Origin of the sequence: Halobaculum sp. D14 (genome assembly GCF_051195135.1) — an archaeon.
GTDB lineage: Archaea > Halobacteriota > Halobacteria > Halobacteriales > Haloferacaceae > JBNTKA01.
The window spans coordinates 379,546-395,369 of sequence record NZ_JBNTKA010000002.1 but is presented as its reverse complement, the minus strand read 5'-3'; the positions used below and the strand labels follow the sequence as shown (position 1 = coordinate 395,369).

15 protein-coding genes are annotated in these 15,824 nt (G+C 70.1%); 6 read left to right on the top strand and 9 right to left on the bottom strand.

Annotation, left to right across the window (positions count from 1 at the left end; translation table 11 throughout):
* Positions 1 to 18 precede the first annotated feature (18 nt).
* The 4 genes from ACQUST_RS07780 to ACQUST_RS07765 all read right to left on the bottom strand — a co-directional run bounded on the left by ACQUST_RS07780 (position 19) and on the right by ACQUST_RS07765 (position 2,829).
* Positions 19 to 189 (bottom strand): hypothetical protein, encoded by a 171-nt coding sequence (locus ACQUST_RS07780; RefSeq protein ID WP_435127034.1) that lies wholly within the window; start codon positions 187 to 189, stop codon positions 19 to 21.
* Positions 190 to 306: 117 nt separating this feature from the next.
* Positions 307 to 750 (bottom strand): acyl-CoA thioesterase, encoded by a 444-nt coding sequence (locus ACQUST_RS07775; RefSeq protein ID WP_435127032.1) that lies wholly within the window; start codon positions 748 to 750, stop codon positions 307 to 309.
* Positions 747 to 1,460, bottom strand: a complete 714-nt coding sequence (locus tag ACQUST_RS07770; protein ID WP_435127030.1) for an acetate--CoA ligase family protein — start codon at positions 1,458 to 1,460, stop codon at positions 747 to 749. The genes ACQUST_RS07775 and ACQUST_RS07770 overlap by 4 nt, the downstream gene beginning before the upstream one ends.
* Positions 1,453 to 2,829, bottom strand: coding sequence for a CoA-binding protein (locus tag ACQUST_RS07765; RefSeq protein ID WP_435127028.1), 1,377 nt, complete (start codon positions 2,827 to 2,829; stop codon positions 1,453 to 1,455). Before ACQUST_RS07765 ends, ACQUST_RS07770 begins: the two co-directional genes overlap by 8 nt.
* Before the next feature lie 96 nt (positions 2,830 to 2,925).
* On the opposite strand from ACQUST_RS07765, the gene ACQUST_RS07760 reads away from it, so the two are divergent.
* Positions 2,926 to 3,675: an ABC transporter ATP-binding protein gene (locus tag ACQUST_RS07760; RefSeq protein WP_435127026.1), complete on the top strand. Its 750-nt coding sequence runs from the start codon at positions 2,926 to 2,928 to the stop codon at positions 3,673 to 3,675.
* A 272-nt stretch (positions 3,676 to 3,947) separates the two neighbouring features.
* Here ACQUST_RS07760 and ACQUST_RS07755 read toward each other — a convergent pair whose 3' ends face one another.
* Positions 3,948 to 4,574 carry an MBL fold metallo-hydrolase gene (locus ACQUST_RS07755; RefSeq protein WP_435127024.1) on the bottom strand — a complete coding sequence of 209 codons (627 nt, stop codon included), beginning with the start codon at positions 4,572 to 4,574 and terminating at the stop codon, positions 3,948 to 3,950.
* Positions 4,575 to 4,692: 118 nt separating this feature from the next.
* On the opposite strand from ACQUST_RS07755, the gene ACQUST_RS07750 reads away from it, so the two are divergent.
* The gene (locus ACQUST_RS07750; protein WP_435127023.1) at positions 4,693 to 6,108 is read left to right on the top strand and encodes an SLC13 family permease; all 1,416 of its coding nucleotides are present in this window, start codon (positions 4,693 to 4,695) and stop codon (positions 6,106 to 6,108) included.
* Positions 6,109 to 6,254: 146 nt separating this feature from the next.
* On the opposite strand, the gene ACQUST_RS07745 is transcribed toward ACQUST_RS07750, so the two are convergent.
* On the bottom strand, positions 6,255 to 7,796 hold the full coding sequence (locus tag ACQUST_RS07745; protein ID WP_435127021.1) for a class I adenylate-forming enzyme family protein: 1,542 nt from the start codon (positions 7,794 to 7,796) through the stop codon (positions 6,255 to 6,257).
* A 188-nt stretch (positions 7,797 to 7,984) separates the two neighbouring features.
* Here ACQUST_RS07745 and ACQUST_RS07740 point away from each other — a divergent pair, with 188 nt between their 5' ends.
* Positions 7,985 to 8,920, top strand: coding sequence for a UbiA family prenyltransferase (locus ACQUST_RS07740; protein WP_435127019.1), 936 nt, complete (start codon positions 7,985 to 7,987; stop codon positions 8,918 to 8,920).
* Between the two features lie 3 nt (positions 8,921 to 8,923).
* On the opposite strand, the gene ACQUST_RS07735 is transcribed toward ACQUST_RS07740, so the two are convergent.
* Positions 8,924 to 9,700 (bottom strand): IclR family transcriptional regulator, encoded by a 777-nt coding sequence (locus tag ACQUST_RS07735; protein WP_435127017.1) that lies wholly within the window; start codon positions 9,698 to 9,700, stop codon positions 8,924 to 8,926.
* Positions 9,701 to 10,679: 979 nt separating this feature from the next.
* Between ACQUST_RS07735 and ACQUST_RS07730 the strand changes: the two genes are divergently transcribed.
* The 3 genes from ACQUST_RS07730 to ACQUST_RS07720 all read left to right on the top strand — a co-directional run bounded on the left by ACQUST_RS07730 (position 10,680) and on the right by ACQUST_RS07720 (position 13,078).
* On the top strand, positions 10,680 to 11,864 hold the full coding sequence (locus tag ACQUST_RS07730; RefSeq protein WP_435127015.1) for a M24 family metallopeptidase: 1,185 nt from the start codon (positions 10,680 to 10,682) through the stop codon (positions 11,862 to 11,864).
* Positions 11,865 to 12,026: 162 nt separating this feature from the next.
* Complete coding sequence (locus ACQUST_RS07725) at positions 12,027 to 12,323, top strand: hypothetical protein (protein WP_435127013.1); 297 nt, start codon at positions 12,027 to 12,029, stop codon at positions 12,321 to 12,323.
* Positions 12,324 to 12,445: 122 nt separating this feature from the next.
* On the top strand, positions 12,446 to 13,078 hold the full coding sequence (locus ACQUST_RS07720; RefSeq protein WP_435127011.1) for an HAD family hydrolase: 633 nt from the start codon (positions 12,446 to 12,448) through the stop codon (positions 13,076 to 13,078).
* 49 nt (positions 13,079 to 13,127) lie between these two features.
* Here the strand turns inward: ACQUST_RS07720 and ACQUST_RS07715 are convergent, their stop codons facing one another.
* The gene (locus ACQUST_RS07715; protein ID WP_435127009.1) at positions 13,128 to 15,041 is read right to left on the bottom strand and encodes a DUF2070 family protein; all 1,914 of its coding nucleotides are present in this window, start codon (positions 15,039 to 15,041) and stop codon (positions 13,128 to 13,130) included.
* A 117-nt stretch (positions 15,042 to 15,158) separates the two neighbouring features.
* The gene (locus ACQUST_RS07710; RefSeq protein WP_435127007.1) at positions 15,159 to 15,713 is read right to left on the bottom strand and encodes a GMP synthase subunit A; all 555 of its coding nucleotides are present in this window, start codon (positions 15,711 to 15,713) and stop codon (positions 15,159 to 15,161) included.
* Between the last annotated feature and the right edge of the window lie 111 nt (positions 15,714 to 15,824).

The window sequence follows — 15,824 nt, the reverse complement described above, 5'->3', positions numbered from 1 at the left end:
GCGGCGCCGACGCGCGGCCTACGTTTGCGCCTCGAAAACGTCGCTCGACCGGAACACCGACCGGCAGTCCTCACACACCATCTGCCCCTGAATCGCGTACTCCCACAGCTTTCCGCCGCAGTCCGTGCAGTCGAAGTGCGCTCTGACGAACGGGTTCTCCTCGGTGTACGGGTTCTCGAACTCGGCCATGTCAGGACATGACGATGGCAGAGGCAAAAGGATATCGTCACCGTCAGAGACGCCGACCGACGCTGAGGCCAGTTCAGCAGTCGGCTCGAAAATCGGGGAGTGGAGAAGCGGGCCGAGTCAGTCGTCGCCGTTCGCGTCGTCCGCAGCGGCGTCGTCCGCGGCGTACGGTTCCATGGCGGCGCGGAGGTCGTCCGGGAGTTCGATGGAGCCGCCGCCGCCGTGTTCGGCGCAGACGCGCTGTTCGTACCCGGAGAACGCCTCCTCGCCGTCGTGGGTGGCGACGTAGTCGAACCGGACGCTCCGGGAGCCGAGTTCCGGCGTCAACTGGACGAGGACGTCGTCGCCGGCCTCCACGGGCTTCGAGAAGGACATGTTCATCTCGACGAGCGGGAGGCCGTAGCCGTGCTCTTGAGAGATCTCCCAGAACGGGAAGCCGATCTCCTGCATGAACATGTCGGAGGTCTCGTGGAGCGCGTCGATGATGCGCGGGTAGTGCGCGATGCCGAACGGGTCCGTATCGGAGAAGCGGACCGTCCAGACGCGCTCGAACGGTTCGCTCATTCCGCCACCTCCTCGAGCACGACGAGCGCGTCCAGCGCCACGGCGCCGTCGCCGGTCGCCAGCACCGGGTTCACGTCGACCTCCGCGATCTCCTCGTGGGCGACGACCAGGTCGCCGACGGACGCGACGACGTCCGCGAGCGCGTCGACGTCGGCCGGGTCGCGGCCGCGGTAGCCGGCGAGCAGTTTCGCCGCCGTCAGCTCCTCGATTGCCTCGCGGGCCTCCGCCCGGCTCACCGGGGCGAGGCGGTGGCTGGTGTCCTCGTACACCTCGGTGAAGACGCCGCCGAGCCCCGTCAGCACGACCGGGCCGAACGACGGGTCGCGGAGGCCGCCGACGATGACCTCGGTGCCGGCGTCGACGTCGCGCGCCTCCTCGACGAGCACCTCGGCGTCGATGCCTTCCTCGTCGGCCGCCTCGAAGATGCGTTCGGCGGCCGCCGTCACGGCGTCGGCGGAGTCGAGGCCGAGCGCGACGCCGGCGCCGTCCGCCCACTCGCTCTTGTGGGTGACCGCCGGCGACGACACCTTCACGACCACCGGGAAGCCGAGGTCGGCCGCGGCGTCCGCGGCGGCGGCCGGGTCGGCGGCGACCGCGAACTCGGTCGTCGGCACGCCGGCGTCCGCGAGCAGCCGCTTCGCCTCCGCCTCCGTCAGCGTCGTCCGGCCGTCGGCGCGGGCGGCGTCGATGGGCGAGCCGGCCTCAGACATCGGCGCTCACCTCCTCGGCCGCGGCGGCGTCTCCGAGTTCCGCGTACCGCGCGAGCAACGCGGCCGCGTCGGCGGCGCGCTCGGGAGACGTGAACAGCGGGACGTCGGCGTCGCGGAGCGCCGCGACGTCGTCCGCCATGCTGGCTTCGGGGCCTTCGGTGGCGAACAGGACCGGCTTGTCCACCCGCTCTGCGAGCCCCGCGACGCTGTCGACCGGGAAGCCGAGCGCCTCCTCGAACAGTTCGTAGACGAGCACGACGTCGACGGCGTCGTCCTCCGCGACCGCCTCGACGACCTCGCCGAACTCCGGCATCGGCCGGCCGGTGTCGACGGGGTTGCCGGAGTACGTGATGCCGGGCAGAATCTCGCCGACGCGCTCTTGGGTGTCCTCGCCGAGCGACGGCAGGGTCGCGCCGGCGCGCTGGAGCCGGTCGGCGATGATGATGCCGGGGCCGGCCTGCGCGGTGACGACGCCGACGTTGGCGCCGTCGGGCGACGGCGAGTTCGCGAGCGCCATCCCGGCGTCGAGCAGCGCGTCCGTCGAGTCGACCGTCGGGACGCCGTACTGCGCGAAGCCGGCGGTGTACAGTTCGTGGTCGCCGGTGAGCGCCCCGGTGTGGGACTCGGCGAACTCGCCGACGTCGGACTGCCCGACCTTGTACGCCGAAATCGGGGTGTCGGCCTCGCGGCACGCCTCCAGGAGCGCGCGGCCCTTGTCGGTGCCTTCGACGTGCAGCACGATCGCGTCGGTCGCGGGGTCGCCGTCGAAGTGCCGGATGGCCTCGACGAAGCCGACGTTCGCGCGGTTGCCGAGGCCGACCATCGCCGAGATGCCGCGGCCCTCCCGGAGCGCGTGGAACGAGAGCTGGTGGGAGACGCCGCCGCTCTGTGCGAGGATGGCGACGTTGCCGGGCTGGAACCGTTCGACGCCGCCGGCGAAGGAAGCGAGCAGGTTCGTGCGCGGCACGACGAAGCCGCTGGTGTTCGGGCCGAGCAGCGCGATGTCGTGTTCGTTCGCGGCGTCGACGACGCGCCGCTGGAGCTGTTCGCCGTCCTCGCCGGCCTCTGCGAAGCCGCCGGCGTAGATGACGGCGCCGCCGACGTCGGCCTCGCCGCACTCGTCGAGGACGTCCGGGACGACCGGGCCGGGGACGCACAGCAGCGCGAGGTCGACGGTGTCGTCGACGTCGGCGACCGACTCGACGAACTCCCTGTCGAAGACGGTCCCCGACGCCGAGGGGTTGACCGGGTAGACGCGTCCGTCGAACTCCACCGCGTTGGCCATCGCCTCGTAGCCGATTTTGCCTTCGGTCTTGGAGGCGCCGATGACCGCGATAGTCTCCGGGCTAAACAGGCGTGAGAGGTTCACACTCGCAGTTGAGCCAACGTCACCAAATCGTTTTCCCAACGGTTGTCCATCGCAGAGGAGTAGGTTTAAGCGAGCCGCTCGGTAACGAGTGTCAACATGCCACTGCTGGAAGGAGACCACCTCACGAAGCGGTTCGGCGGCGTCGTCGCAGTCGACGACGTCTCCTTCTCCATCGAGAAGGGGGAAGCGGTCGGCCTCATCGGCCCGAACGGCGCCGGGAAGTCGACGCTGTTCAGGCTCATCACCGGCGTGCACGAACCGACCGAGGGGACGGTCACCCTCGACGGCGAGGACGTCACCGGGATGAAGCCGCACGAGATCTGTCACCGCGGCCTCGTGAAGACCCACCAGATCGTTCGGCCGCTGGAGAACCTGACGCTGCTCGAAAACGCGATGGTCGGCGCCGAATTCGGCGGCCGCGACCCGGACGACCCCGAAGAGCGCGCCCACGAGGCCCTGGAGTTCGTCGGGCTCGACCACGTGGCGCACGACGAACCGGACGAACTCAGCGTCGGCGCGCTGAAGCGGCTCGAAATCGCGCGGGTGCTGGCGACCGACCCCGAGGTGCTGCTGCTCGACGAGGTCGCCGGCGGCCTCGACACCGAGGAGACCGAGGAGATGATCGACCTCATCCGCGACATCCGCGACCGCGGGAAGACCGTCTTCCTCATCGACCACGTGATGCGCGCGCTGATGTCGGTCAGCGAGCGCGTGTTCGTCCTCGACAAGGGCGAACTCGTCGCGACCGGGACGCCCGAGGAGATTCAGAACGACCAGCGCGTCATCGAGGCGTACCTCGGCGAGAGCGCGAGCCGCGACCACGGCACCCCCGCCGCCGGCGACTGACCGCGGCCCGACGCGCCGCTTTTCGCGGTTCCCGCCCGACCACCGCCTGTTTTCACATCCGAAACGACGCCCGCCGGCTACGGCGCCATCCGTGTCGATTGCGGCGCTATCCGCGTCGACGCCGGCGGACAGCGACGAGACGGCAGACCCGACGGCGACGACGCTCCGGTTTCAAATAGAAAACATTCTCGGGTCGCTTCCGCGGGAGCACTCCGAGGCACCTTCCGTCGGACTCTCTCGGCCGCGCGTCGCGACGGGCCGAGCCGCGTCCCCTACTCCGGCTTCCCGACGAAGTTCACGAACCGGTCGAGTTTCTCGCTCGCGTTCGCCGTCACCGACGAGCCGTGGTACACGAGGCCGACGTCGAAGTCGTACTCGAGCAGGCGGCCGAGGCTCTCGTCGGCGCGGTCCAGGTCGGCGGAGTAGAACGCCGTCGGGAGGACGAAGTAGCCCTCCGGGAGCCCGCGTGCGTCCGCGCCGAACACGGCGTCCCCGAGGACGGCGACGTCGGCGTCCTCGTCGACGAGCGAGTGGTGGCTCTCGGTGTGTCCGGGCGTGTGGACCGCGGTGAACCGCCCGATTTCGTCGCCGTCGCCGTAGCGGTGGGTCGGCTCGAAGTCGCCGACGTCGGTCCCCTCCGGCGCCCACGTTTCGAGGTCGAACCGGTCGGCGAGCGCCGCGAGCCCGCCGACGTGGTCGCCGTCGCCGTGCGTCACGACGAGCCGCTCCGGGTCGACGCCGAGTTCGGCCAGGTCGTCGGCGACGACGTCGACGGTGTCTTCGAACGCCGCGTCGACGAGCGTCGGCGTCTCGCCGTCGAACAGGAACACGCGGTACCGGCCGCCGTTCAGTTCCGTCGCCGTGAGGTCGTAGACGCCGTCGGTGACTTCCGAAATCATGCGTCCGGATGCTGGTCGGCGGAGCGCTAAAGCGTTTCCCGGAGCCTGTCGTGGTGCTCCGGTCGCCCCTTCCGCAACACAAATGAGACGGGGATTCGTGGAGCCACGTGACTCGAACATGACACGCCTCCCTGGTCTCTCTCGCCGGACGCCGCTGGACGTCGACCCGGCGTGGCTCTCCGTGCCGGTCGGCGCCGCCGCCGCGGCCGCCGTGGTCGCGTTCGCGCCGCTGTCCCCGGACGCCGCGACGATGCTCGCAATCACGCTGTTCTGCGTGAGCCTCTGGGTCGGGACGCCGGTGCCGCCGTGGTTCACGGGGCTCGTCGGCCTCGGCCTCATCGGCGTCGCGTTCTCGACGGACCTGGCGCTCGTCGGGTTCCACTCGGCGGCGACGTGGCTGGTCGTCCTCGGCATCCTGCTCGGGGAGGCCACGCGCCGCAGCGGCCTCGCCGACCTGCTCGAACGCCGCGTGCTCCGCGCGATGCCGGCGAAGGGCCAGTCGGACGCGCGGGTCGCCTACCGGTACCTGCTCGGCGCGATGTCGGCCGCCGGCCTCGGCCTCGTCGTCCTCGTGCCGTCGTCGCTCGTCCGGGTGCTCATCCTCGGGCCGCTGCTCGTCTCCATCGGCGAGGTGTTCGACGACCGCGGCCCGCGTATCGGCCTGTTCCTCGGGCCGCTGTTCGTCACGTACTACGCCGGGACGGGCGTGCTCACCGGGTCGCTCGCGAACATCATCATCACCGGCATCGTCGAGTCGACCGCCGGCGTCTCCATCGGCTGGGTGGAGTGGGCGATGTGGCTCGGCCCGGTGATGGGCGTCGGCCGCGCCGTCGCCATCACGGCCGTCGCCTACCTCATGTACCGGCCGTCCGGCGCCGACGGCATCGCCGACGCGGACGCGGCCGCCGCGGTGGACGCGGAGACGCTCGAAGGCGCCTGGCGGATGCTGCTGTTCCTCCTCGTCGGCGTCGCGGTCTGGGCGACCGACTGGCTCCACGGCCTCCACCCGCTGTACGGCGCGCTGCTCGTCGCGCTGCTCGCGTTCGCGCCGCGCGTCGGCGTCGTCGGCGTGGACGTCATCGAGGAGACCGACTTCTCCATCGTGTTCTTCCTCGGCGCCGTCTTCGCCATCGCCGAAGGGCTCCAGCGCACCGACTTCACGGACCTCGCCGCCAACGCCATCCTCTCGAACCTCCCGAGCGACGCCTCGCTGCCGCTCGTCCTGCTGTTCGTCGTCGTCGCCGCGCTCGCGCTCACCTTCGTGATGGAGGGGCTCGCCGTCGCGAGCGTTCTCACCCCGATACTCATCTCGTTCGCCGCCTCCGCCGGCGTCCCGATTCTCCCGGTCGCGCTCACGGAGGCGGTGGCGCTCAACACGTACTTCTTCCCGTACCAGTCCGCCGTCCTCGTCGCCATCCTCGGACTCGACGTCGTGGACACCCGAGAACTCGTCCGGATGGCCGCCATCTGCTCTGCGGTGACCCTGCTACTCCTGCTGCCGATTCAATTCGGCCTGTTCACGCTCGCGTTCTGACTTGTCCATTCTTTCGACCGCTTCGACTCACCCATTCCCGTCTACTTCGACTCGCTCGGAGCCGTGCTCTCTGACTCGCCGCTCGCCGAGCGAGTCGCTGACCGAAACAGGTTGTGAATCTGAAAACGCCGGGTCGCTGCGGCGGCTTACTCGAAGTGCTCGGCGATGACCTGTTCGCGCTTCACCGTCCCGGTGTCGGTCCGCGGCAGCGGCTCGGAGCGGAGCGCGTACTCGCGGGGGCGCTTGAACTTCGCGAGCGAGTCGTGGGTGACGCAGTGCTCGTCGAGGTCGTCGTCGTCGACGGAGCCGTCGGTGACGACGATGGCGGTGACTTTCTTCCCCCAGTGGCCGTCTTCGAGGCCGAAGACGAGCGCCTCGCTGACGGCGGGGTGGTCTTCGAGCGCCTCCTCGACCTCGGCGGGGTAGATGTTCTCGCCGCCGCTCGTGAACATGTTGTCGACGCGGTCGACGATGTAGAGGTAGCCGTCCTCGTCGACGCGGGCGACGTCGCGGGTGCGGAGCCACTCGCCGAAGTAGCTCTTCTGCTGGGCGTCGTCGTTGTCGATGTAGCCGTCGGACTTCCCGGGGCCGCGCGCGATGATTTCGCCCTGTTCGCCGGGGTCGACTGTCGCGTCGGGGTCGGGGTGCTCCGTGACCGGCGCCGCCTCGACGACGCGAATCTCCCACGAGAACGCCTCCTTCCCGATGGTCCCCGGGTGTTCCTCCTGCGCGGACGGGTGTGCGAACGTCAGGTCCGGGCCGGCCTCGGTCATGCCGTAGGTGTTGTACAGCTGCTCGGAGAGCAGTTCCTGGGTGCGCTCGACGAGGTCCTCGGTGACGATTGCGCCGCCGGTCCGGATGTACGACAGCGAACTCGTGTCGTAGCCGGCGTCGGCCTGCACGTCGTTGAGCGCGTTGAGCTGCGTCGGCACCGCGAGCAGCCCGGTCGCGTCGTGTTCCTCGACGAGTTCGAGCACCTCGGCGGGGTCGAAACTGGAGTGCAGCACGACCGACGCGCCCGCGAGGAAGTGCGGGTAGAGCCACGCGTCGGAGGTGACCATGTGGTACCACGGCGTCGTGACGACGGCGGTGTCGGTGACGTCGATACCGTGCTCCATGACGCCCTGGATGGCGCCGAGCCACATCTGCTCGCCGTCGAACTCGACGGCTTTCGGCCGGCTCGTCGTGCCGCTCGTGTAGAAGACGCTGCAGTGGCCGTCGCGCGGAAGCGCCTCCGGGAGCGTCGTCGAGGCCGCCGCGAGCACGTCGTCGTACGACTCGACGCCGTCGGCGTCGACGTCGCGGTCGCCGGCGTGAATCGCGACGTCGAACTCGCCGCGGTCGAGCATCGCGAGGGCGGTGTCGGCGTTCGCGTCGTCGAAGACGAGCGCCTCGGCGTCCGCGGTGTCGGCCATCTCGACGAGTTCGGCCGCCTCGCCGCGGAACGACAGCTGCACGGTCGCGGTGCCGCGCTTGTGCCCCGCGATCATCGACTCGACGGCGGTCGGGCTGTTGAGCGCGAGCACGGCGCAGCGGCCGTCGCCGACTCGCTCCTCGAGCGCGGCCGCCAGCCGGGTGCTCCGCTCGTCGAACTCCCGGTAGGTGAACTCCCGGCCGTCGTCGGTGAGAATCGCCGTGTCCGCCCCGTGACAGCGCACTGTCCGCTCGAACGCCTCTAAGTACTTCATAGGTGAATGCGGTGTGTGAGGAAACCCCATTTACAATCTTAACAGTTCCGATACCCCGAGTTCGCCGCCGCCGATTTCGCCGCCCCGGTTCGGCGTGACCGAACCCGACCGGCCGCGAATCGGGCGCGGAGCGAGCCGCGTGTCCGTGACCGGCGCACCTTTTTGGGCGGCCGGCCGAATCGGTCGGTATGCCCCGGCGAAGCGGCGATGCGCAGGGCGCGCAGGCCCGCGGCGCGGCCGGCGTCGCGCGAGCGCTGGCCGCGCAGGTGAAGCCGACGTTCATGCTGCCGGCCGTCGCCACGTCCGTCTTCGGGGCGCTGCTCGCGCCCGACGCCGACCCCGTGACCGCGGCGCTGCACGCCGCCGGCGTCGGGGCGGCGCTGTACGTCGCGCACGTCGTCGACGAGTACGTCGACACGCACCGGCGCGGCGAGGAACCGCCGACGCTCCCCCGACGCGTCCTCGCGTCGACCGCAGCCGCCGGGACCGTGCTCGTCGTCGCCGCCGCCGCGGCGCTGTGGGTCCGCGCAGACCCGGTCGCGACGGCCAGTCTCGCGGCGCTGTGGGCGCTCGCGGTGCTGCACGCACCGGTGCTCGACCGGAACACGGTCGCCGTCACGGTCGACTACCCGGTCGGTATCGCCGCCGCGCTCGTCGGCGGGTTCGCGGCCCAGACCGGGGCCGTCTCCGCCGCGGTGCTCGCGGTGGCGGCGGTGTTCGCCGTGCTGCTGTCGGGAGAGAAGGTCGCCATCGACCGGCTCGACGCCGCGTTCGACCGCACCGTCGACAAGCGGACCGTTCCGGTGGTGGTCGGCGACCGCCGGGCCGCCCAGGTCGCCGCTGGCGTGCTCGCGCTGTCCGGCGGTCTCGTCGCCGGATTCGCCGCGGTCGGGGTGTTGCCGCGGGTCGCGGCCGGAGCGGCCGTGTTTCCGCTCGCCGCGGCCGCCGTGACTGTCGTCGCGTCATCGCGGCGGGCCGTGCAGGCGGCGATGGCGCTGACGTACCCGTTCGCCGCGGCGCTGTTCGTCGTCGTCTGCACGGCCACACAGTGTCACGTCGCGCCGCTGGTCGAGGCGGTCCTCGCAGGCGTCGGCGACGCGGCGGTCCTCGCAGGCGCCGGCTGAGAGTTACCGGTAGGCGAGGTTCAGTTCGATGTCGTTGGTGGAGGCGCGGAGTTTGTCCGCGAGTTCGGTTTTACAGCGCTCCTCGCTGACCCGGTGGGCGGGGCCGGCGATGGCGAGCGCGCCCTTGACTTCCTCTTCGAACAGCAGCGGGACGGCGACCGCGTGGATGCCTTCGAGGTCCTCGCCGAGGTTGAGCGCGTACCCCTGCTCGCGGACCGCGGCGAGTTCCTCGGCGAGTTCGTCCGGGTCGGTGATGGTGTTCGGCGTCCGGGCGGGGAGGCCGTGGCGGTCGACGACCGATTCGACCGCCGAGTCCGGGAGGTGTGCGAGGATGGCTTTCCCGCCGGAGTTGCAGTGCATGTACGCCCACGAGCCGATGAGCGCGTTCGCGTTCACCTCCGTCTCCCCGGCGCCGCCGTAGAGGTACATGACGCGGCCGTTCTCGTGGGTGAGCAGCCACGCCATCTCGCCGGTCGACTCGACGAGGTCGTCGACGATGGGCGCGGCCGCCTCGTAGACGTCGTGGCGGGTGCGGACGGACTGGCCGTACGCGAAGAACTCGAGGCCGAGCCGGTAGGTGGTTCCGTCCTTCACGACGAAGCCGTGGTCGCGCATCGTCGAGAGGTGGTCGTGGACCGTGCTCTTGGCGAGCCCGGTGTGGTTCGCCAGTTCCGTGACGCCCGCCCCGCCGGACTCTCGGAGGTGTTCGGCGATGGCGAAAAGCCGCTCGTCGGACTTCACGCCGCCACCTCCTCCGTGTTTCCCGCCGTTCGCTGTCATGGTGGACGGAAGCGGCCGAGCGTACTAAACTCTTCAGACCGCGGCTGTCACCCCGGCGAAGCACGTTTGACATGTGAAAACAGTTTGTGAGCGAGGAAGCGACCAGTTCGGCAGTACCGAACGATTTCGCCGACTACCGAAGTCCATCACGAATATTCAACGAAACGGTGGAAAGAGCGGACGTTCCACCAGAATTCGTCCTGAACAATCATCGCTGTTCCGCACCGCCGAACACGGACTCCACAGCCGGCGGAAAACATTACAGAAATAGGATTGTAACCCTATTTCGATAGACCGTCGAATCACTCCGCCGGCCGTCGACGTCGAACCGCGAATACGACTCGGCTCGTCGGCAGTCGGACGGCCACGACCCGAAGCCGGCTGGCCCTCGTGAGACGGGGGTGCCTGAACCGGTCACACTCCGTTGAGCAGGCTCCCGCTACACGTCGATACGGTGCTGTCGGTGGTCGATCGGACGGGAACAGAGACAGAGGAGCGCAACCAGCACCGAGACCGGCGCCATCTCGCGTCTTCTCAGGATTGTTCGGTGTGGAGGAACACAGATGTGAATTGGTCGTTCGACGGAAATCTAACGACCGATGCGAATACACGGCCACCCGGTGGATGCGAGACTGGGAGGGCGCTAGTATCAAACTCCAGTATATCAAATTCTTCTGATTAGATATTTCGCTACGTACACCTATAATATATTTCTCCTCTAAAAAACAGAATTTATCATAAATTCCCCGTTGTCTCTGGAATATAGTGAAAAGTTAGAAGATAGTATCCAAATTCTCTTCATATAGTTAGACAGTAAAATGGCAGTAAAGTAGGTATTACCTGAAATAGTCGGTCTCAAATTGTTTCTATCGTCCGGTGCGTCGACGGACACTCGCCGTGTGGACCGCACCGGAGACCGCGTCTCGTGTCGCCCGCCGCTTCCCGGACGCTTATGCTGCGAGCGGCGGACGCGGGGCGTATGGCGACGAGACTCCCCGAATCCGAGTTCGACGCGCGGCTCGCCGAGGTCCGCGGCCGGCTCGCCGACAGCGGCGCCGACGCGGCGACGTTCTTCGGTGCGACCAGCATCGAGTACCTCACCGGGTTCCACCACATCCAGACCGAGCGTCCGGTGGTGCTCGCGGTCACGGACGACCGGCTGGAGATCACGGTGCCGCGGCTCGAAGTGGAGCGCGTCGAGCCGAATCCGCGCATCGACGCCGTCCACCACTACTTCGACTACCCCGGCGGCGCGCCGCTGGAGACGGCCGTCGAGATGCTCCGCGGCCTCGACGCCGACGCCGTCGCGACGGACGCCGACGGCGCGCCCGGGGTCATGGGCTACGAGGGGCCGCAGCTGTCGGAGTTCGTCGACGTCGAGACGCAGTCGTGGGTCGACCGGATGCGGTGGGAGAAGACCGACGCCGAGGTCGACCTGATTCGCGAGTCGGCGAAGTGGGCGAACCTCGGCCACCGCAAACTCGCGGAGTTCACGGAGGTCGGCGCGCACCCGGCCACGGTGAGTCAGCGCGCGTCGACGGAGGCGTCGCGGTCGATGCTGGACACGCTCGGCGACCGGTACGCGGTGCGGACCCGCGGCGGCGGCCCGGTGCACGCCGGCTACATCTCCGGCGCGGAGACGGCGCTGCCGCACGGCCACACGCCGAACGAGCGGCTCTCGGAGGGCGACGTGCTCGTCACCGGCGCGTCGGCGAACGTCGACGGCTACCACTCCGAACTGGAGCGAACCATGTTCGTCGGCGACTACACCGACGACCAGGCGCACTACTTCGAACTGATGCTGGAGGCGCAGGACATCGCCATCGACGCGCTCGGCCCCGGCGTCCCCATCAGCCACGTCGACCAGCGGGTGTGGGACTACTTCGAAGAGCAGGGCGTCGCCGACCTCGCACAGCACCACGTCGGCCACAACATCGGGCTCGGCGGCCACGAACCGCCGTACATCGACCGCGGCTGGGCGGACTACGACTACGTCGACGACGCCGACGCGGAGATGGCGCCCGGGCAGGTGTACACAATCGAACCCGGCATCTACACCGAGGACGCCGGCTACCGCCACTCCGACACCATCGCGATCACGGAGTCCGGCGTCGAGTGGCTGACGTACTTCCCGCGCGACCTCGAATCGAACGTCGTCGGGTAGCGACGCCGCGCCGAGAACGCGCGACCCCGGCCAGTTTCCGCCGTCGCCGGCGGCGGAACCGCCGAATCCGTCGGCGGAGCGCCCGCCGAACGCGGCGGTTTTCAGACCCCACAGCTCCGAGCCGCGTTTTTCCGTCTCACGCTACAATTCCGGCGTGGCTCGATGACTCGGACTGACTCGGAGGACGCCTCGCGGCTCCGCGGCGTCGCGTCGACGCTCGCCACCGGCGCGGTCGAGGTCGCGGTCGCCGCCGTCCTGCTCGGCTGGGTCGCGTCGTGGCTGCTCGTCGCGTACATCAACGTCCAGTACGGCGACTACGTCGCGGCGTCCGTGTCGCTGGCGACGATGGCGGTCCCGGCGGTCGCCTACCAGTACTACCGGCTGTCGGCGTACCTGCCGCTGCCGACGCCGTCGAAGCCGGAGCCGTCGCTCGACGTGCCGACGCCGTCGCTCGGCTGACGCGGCCGGCAACGACGCAGACCCACAAATTCCGCCGACGCACCGATTCCGCCGACGCACCGACTCCGCCGACGCGCCGGTCGCTCGCCACCTTCTTCGGGACGCGCCGCCGACACGGAGCCGTGTCTGTGTCGTTCGCGCTGTTCGGGACGCTCGTCGACGCCGAGTTGCCGGCGGACCCGGCGGCGGCCGTCGGCAGTGAACTCCGCGAGCGCGGCGTCGCGGTGCCGGACGACTGGGCGGCGGCGTACCGCGAACGCCACGTCGACGCGCCGGCCGGCGCGGCCGTCCCGGAGCCGGCGCACGTGAGTCGCGCGCTCGCCTCCCGCGGCGTCGACGCGCCCGGGAACGCCGCGCGGCGCGCCGTCGTGTCCGCCTACGACCCCGCCGTGGAGACACGGGACGGCGCCGTGGACGCCGTCGCGGCCGCGCGGCGCCGCGGCCCGGTGGCGCTGCTGACGAACTGCGCGGTGCCGGAGCTGACCGGCCGCGTGTTCGCCCGGTCGGCGCTCTCGCGCGACGACTTCGACGCCGTCGTCACGAGCGCCGCCTGCGGCTGGCGGAAGCCGCATCGGCGGGCGTTCGAGACGGCCGCCGGCCGACTCGGCGTCGACGCCGCGTCGCTGACGCACGTCGGCAGCGACCCGGACACCGACGGCGGCGTCCGGCGGGTCGACGGCGAGTTCGTCGACGTCGCGGAGACGCCGCTACCGGAACTCGCCGCGGCGTGGAGCGAGGAGCGCCGGACGCCGTGATTCGAGGTCGTCGCTGACGCGGTCGGCCGGCCCGCGAAAGCCGGGGCGGTTACGCGCCGGTGACGAAGAACAGCAGCACGGAGATGGCGAGCAGTGCGAGCGTCACGGCGATGGCGAGCGCGCCGCCCATCGAGACGGCGGCGTTGGCGTGGCTGGCGAGCGTCTCGGTGCGGTCGTTGCCGAACACGGTCACCTCGGCGTGTTCGGTCGCCATGCCGGCCTCGACCGGTTCGACGTCGGCGCGCGCGTCGGCGACGAGGTCCGTGACGACGGCTTCGAGTTCGTCGCAGTCGAGGGCGGCGCCGACCTGGTTCTCCGCCTCGACGGTGTTGACGACGTGCGTGTCGGTCGTGAGTACTTCGGCGTCGTCGACGCCGTCGCTCACGACCGCGTCGACGAGTCTGTCGCGCAGCCCCGGGTCCATGTTGTTGCCGTCGACGAGCACGTAGGCGGTGGTGTCGTCGCGCACCTCGGTGACCATGACGCGGATGCCGAGCGGGCCGACGCCGTCGGCGGGCCGCCAGTCGGTGCGCTCCCACGCGGTCCCGACGGAGAGGTCGCCGCGGGGGGCGGCGGCGAGTCGCTCGCCGGCGTCGCGGGCGGCCTGCAGCATGTCGAACGACCGCTTCGAGCCGGGGGTGACGTGGCCGAGGTCGGGGCCTTCGAGGCCGTTGTTGGAGTTGTGCGCGTCCGCGAGCAGCACGTCGTCGACGCCGGTGGTGCGCGCCTCCGCGGCCGCCGACAGGCCGACCGCGTACTCGACGTCGTCGGCGAACGCGGGCGCGAACGTCGAGACGAGCAGCGCGTCGTCGCCGAACAGCTGCCCGAGAATCGACGCCTCGCCGGACTCCCCGCGGACGCTCTCGGACGCCTCGGTCGCGTAGTCGATGCGGTCGAACGCGCGGTGGGCGGCGTCGATGACGACGTCCACCTCCCGCTCCGTGACGAGGTTGAAGTCGTGGCCTGCGGTGGCGTGCGGCGGGAAGCCGAGCCCGTCGGCCTGCTCTGCGACGCGGACCGGGAGGTTCCCGCCGCCGATTTCGCCCATCGGGCCCGGGTGAATCATCGGCAGCACCCACCGCGCCTTCTCCTCGCCGTCCGGGGTGCGGAACGCCAGCACCGTCACCGGGACGATGGCCTCCTCGCCGAGCTGCTCGAAGAAGTCCTCCAGTTCGCGGGAGCCCTCGGCGATGTGGCCGATGAAGCCGCGGAGGAAGTCAAGGACGGAGACGCCGAGCGAGTTCCGCCACGGCCGGTCGACGACGTAGAGGAACGTCCAGACGGCGCCGGCGTACAGCGCGCAGGTCAGCGCGAGCAGCACGAAGTGGTCCGGGCTGATGGCCGACAGCTCCGGTGGCGCCTCGCCGGGCCGCGACAGGTACGGCAACAGCAGCGCGCGCACCAGCGGGCCGCCGACCTCGATGAACCGCAGCGTCCCGCTGTAGACGAACAGCAGCACGGCCGCGACCACGGTCTGGATGCTCGCCGGCGCGGCCGCGACGAGCAGCGACGACCGCGACACCGCCATGATGACGAGCAGCCGCAGCGCGAACACCGACGACAGCGCGACGACGAGCACGTCGAAGACGAACCGCTGGTTCAGCGCCGTCGACAGGTGAGCGAGCACCGCGGCGACGACGAGGAACGCGACGATGAGGACCTCGCCGGCCAGCGCGAGCAGCGACGAGCGGTTCCGGCTGAGTTTCCCGCCGACGAACCGGTCGACCCACGCGGTGCCGAACGCCGCGACCACGGTCGGAATCCCGATGAAGAAGACGCCCTCCCACGCGTCCCGCCCGATGAACAGGACGCCGCGCCACACCTGCTCGACCGCCGGGCTCTCGAAGGCGCCGACGCCGGCGACCGCCGCCAGAAGCAGCGCGAACGCGACGCTCGTGTACCACGACGGCGCGCGGAAGATGAACCGCGAGAGGCCGGCGAGGTTGCTCTGCGTCGCGGTCATAGTCGTTGCCGAGAGTGAGGCGGCCGGTGAATAAAAAGGGCGGTACTTCAGCGCGGCGCGAACTTCAGCGCGGCGCGACCAACCCCCGACTGTGGCCGCGACCGCGTCGCCGGCGGACTAGCGGCAGATGTCGACGAAGTTCTCGAACAGCTCCTGGCCGCGTTCGGTGTGGGAGACCTCGGGGTGCCACTGGACGCCGTAGAGGTCGCGGTCGGTGTCGCTCATCGCCTCGACGCCGCAGACGTCGCTCTCGGCGGTGACGGCGAAGCCGTCGGGCACCGCGACGACCTCGTCGGCGTGGCTGGCCCACGTCCGGGTTTCGGGGGCGAGCGACCCGACGAGCGGGTCGTCCGGGTCGGTGATGCGGACGTCGACGTCGGCGTAGCCGCCGTAGTCGCCGCTCTCGACGGCGCCGCCGAGTTCGGTGGCGATGAACTGGTGGCCGAGACAGATGCCGAGGACGGGGACGTCGAGGCGGACGTAGTCGGCGCAGCGGCCGACGCGGTCGATGTCGGGGCCGCCCGAGAGGACGAGGCCGTCCGCGTCGATGTCGCCGGGCGGCGTCTCGTTGTCGACGACGTCGGTGTCGACGCCGGCGTCGCGGAGCGCCCGGCCTTCGAGGTGCGTGAACTGGCCGTGGTTGTCGATGACCACGATGCGCGGCTCGCTCATACGCCGTGTTGCGCGGACGTGGTGAAAAACGGTCCGTTTTTCGACCGGGGATGCACGAACGTGCCCGGCGCAGTCAGTGGAGAAGCGACGTCGACGGTGCCGCCGCCGAGG

Excerpts from the sequence above, each read along its gene's own strand:
- ACQUST_RS07780 (WP_435127034.1), bottom strand. The coding sequence starts at position 189 with ATGGCCGAGTTCGAGAACCCGTACACCGAGGAGAACCCGTTCGTCAGA.
- ACQUST_RS07775 (WP_435127032.1), bottom strand. The coding sequence starts at position 750 with ATGAGCGAACCGTTCGAGCGCGTCTGGACGGTCCGCTTCTCCGATACG.
- ACQUST_RS07770 (WP_435127030.1), bottom strand. The coding sequence starts at position 1,460 with ATGTCTGAGGCCGGCTCGCCCATCGACGCCGCCCGCGCCGACGGCCGG.
- ACQUST_RS07760 (WP_435127026.1), top strand. The coding sequence starts at position 2,926 with ATGCCACTGCTGGAAGGAGACCACCTCACGAAGCGGTTCGGCGGCGTC.
- ACQUST_RS07755 (WP_435127024.1), bottom strand. The coding sequence starts at position 4,574 with ATGATTTCGGAAGTCACCGACGGCGTCTACGACCTCACGGCGACGGAA.
- ACQUST_RS07750 (WP_435127023.1), top strand. The coding sequence starts at position 4,693 with ATGACACGCCTCCCTGGTCTCTCTCGCCGGACGCCGCTGGACGTCGAC.
- ACQUST_RS07745 (WP_435127021.1), bottom strand. The coding sequence starts at position 7,796 with ATGAAGTACTTAGAGGCGTTCGAGCGGACAGTGCGCTGTCACGGGGCG.
- ACQUST_RS07740 (WP_435127019.1), top strand. The coding sequence starts at position 7,985 with ATGCCCCGGCGAAGCGGCGATGCGCAGGGCGCGCAGGCCCGCGGCGCG.
- ACQUST_RS07735 (WP_435127017.1), bottom strand. The coding sequence starts at position 9,700 with ATGACAGCGAACGGCGGGAAACACGGAGGAGGTGGCGGCGTGAAGTCC.
- ACQUST_RS07730 (WP_435127015.1), top strand. The coding sequence starts at position 10,680 with ATGGCGACGAGACTCCCCGAATCCGAGTTCGACGCGCGGCTCGCCGAG.
- ACQUST_RS07725 (WP_435127013.1), top strand. The coding sequence starts at position 12,027 with ATGACTCGGACTGACTCGGAGGACGCCTCGCGGCTCCGCGGCGTCGCG.
- ACQUST_RS07715 (WP_435127009.1), bottom strand. The coding sequence starts at position 15,041 with ATGACCGCGACGCAGAGCAACCTCGCCGGCCTCTCGCGGTTCATCTTC.
- ACQUST_RS07710 (WP_435127007.1), bottom strand. The coding sequence starts at position 15,713 with ATGAGCGAGCCGCGCATCGTGGTCATCGACAACCACGGCCAGTTCACG.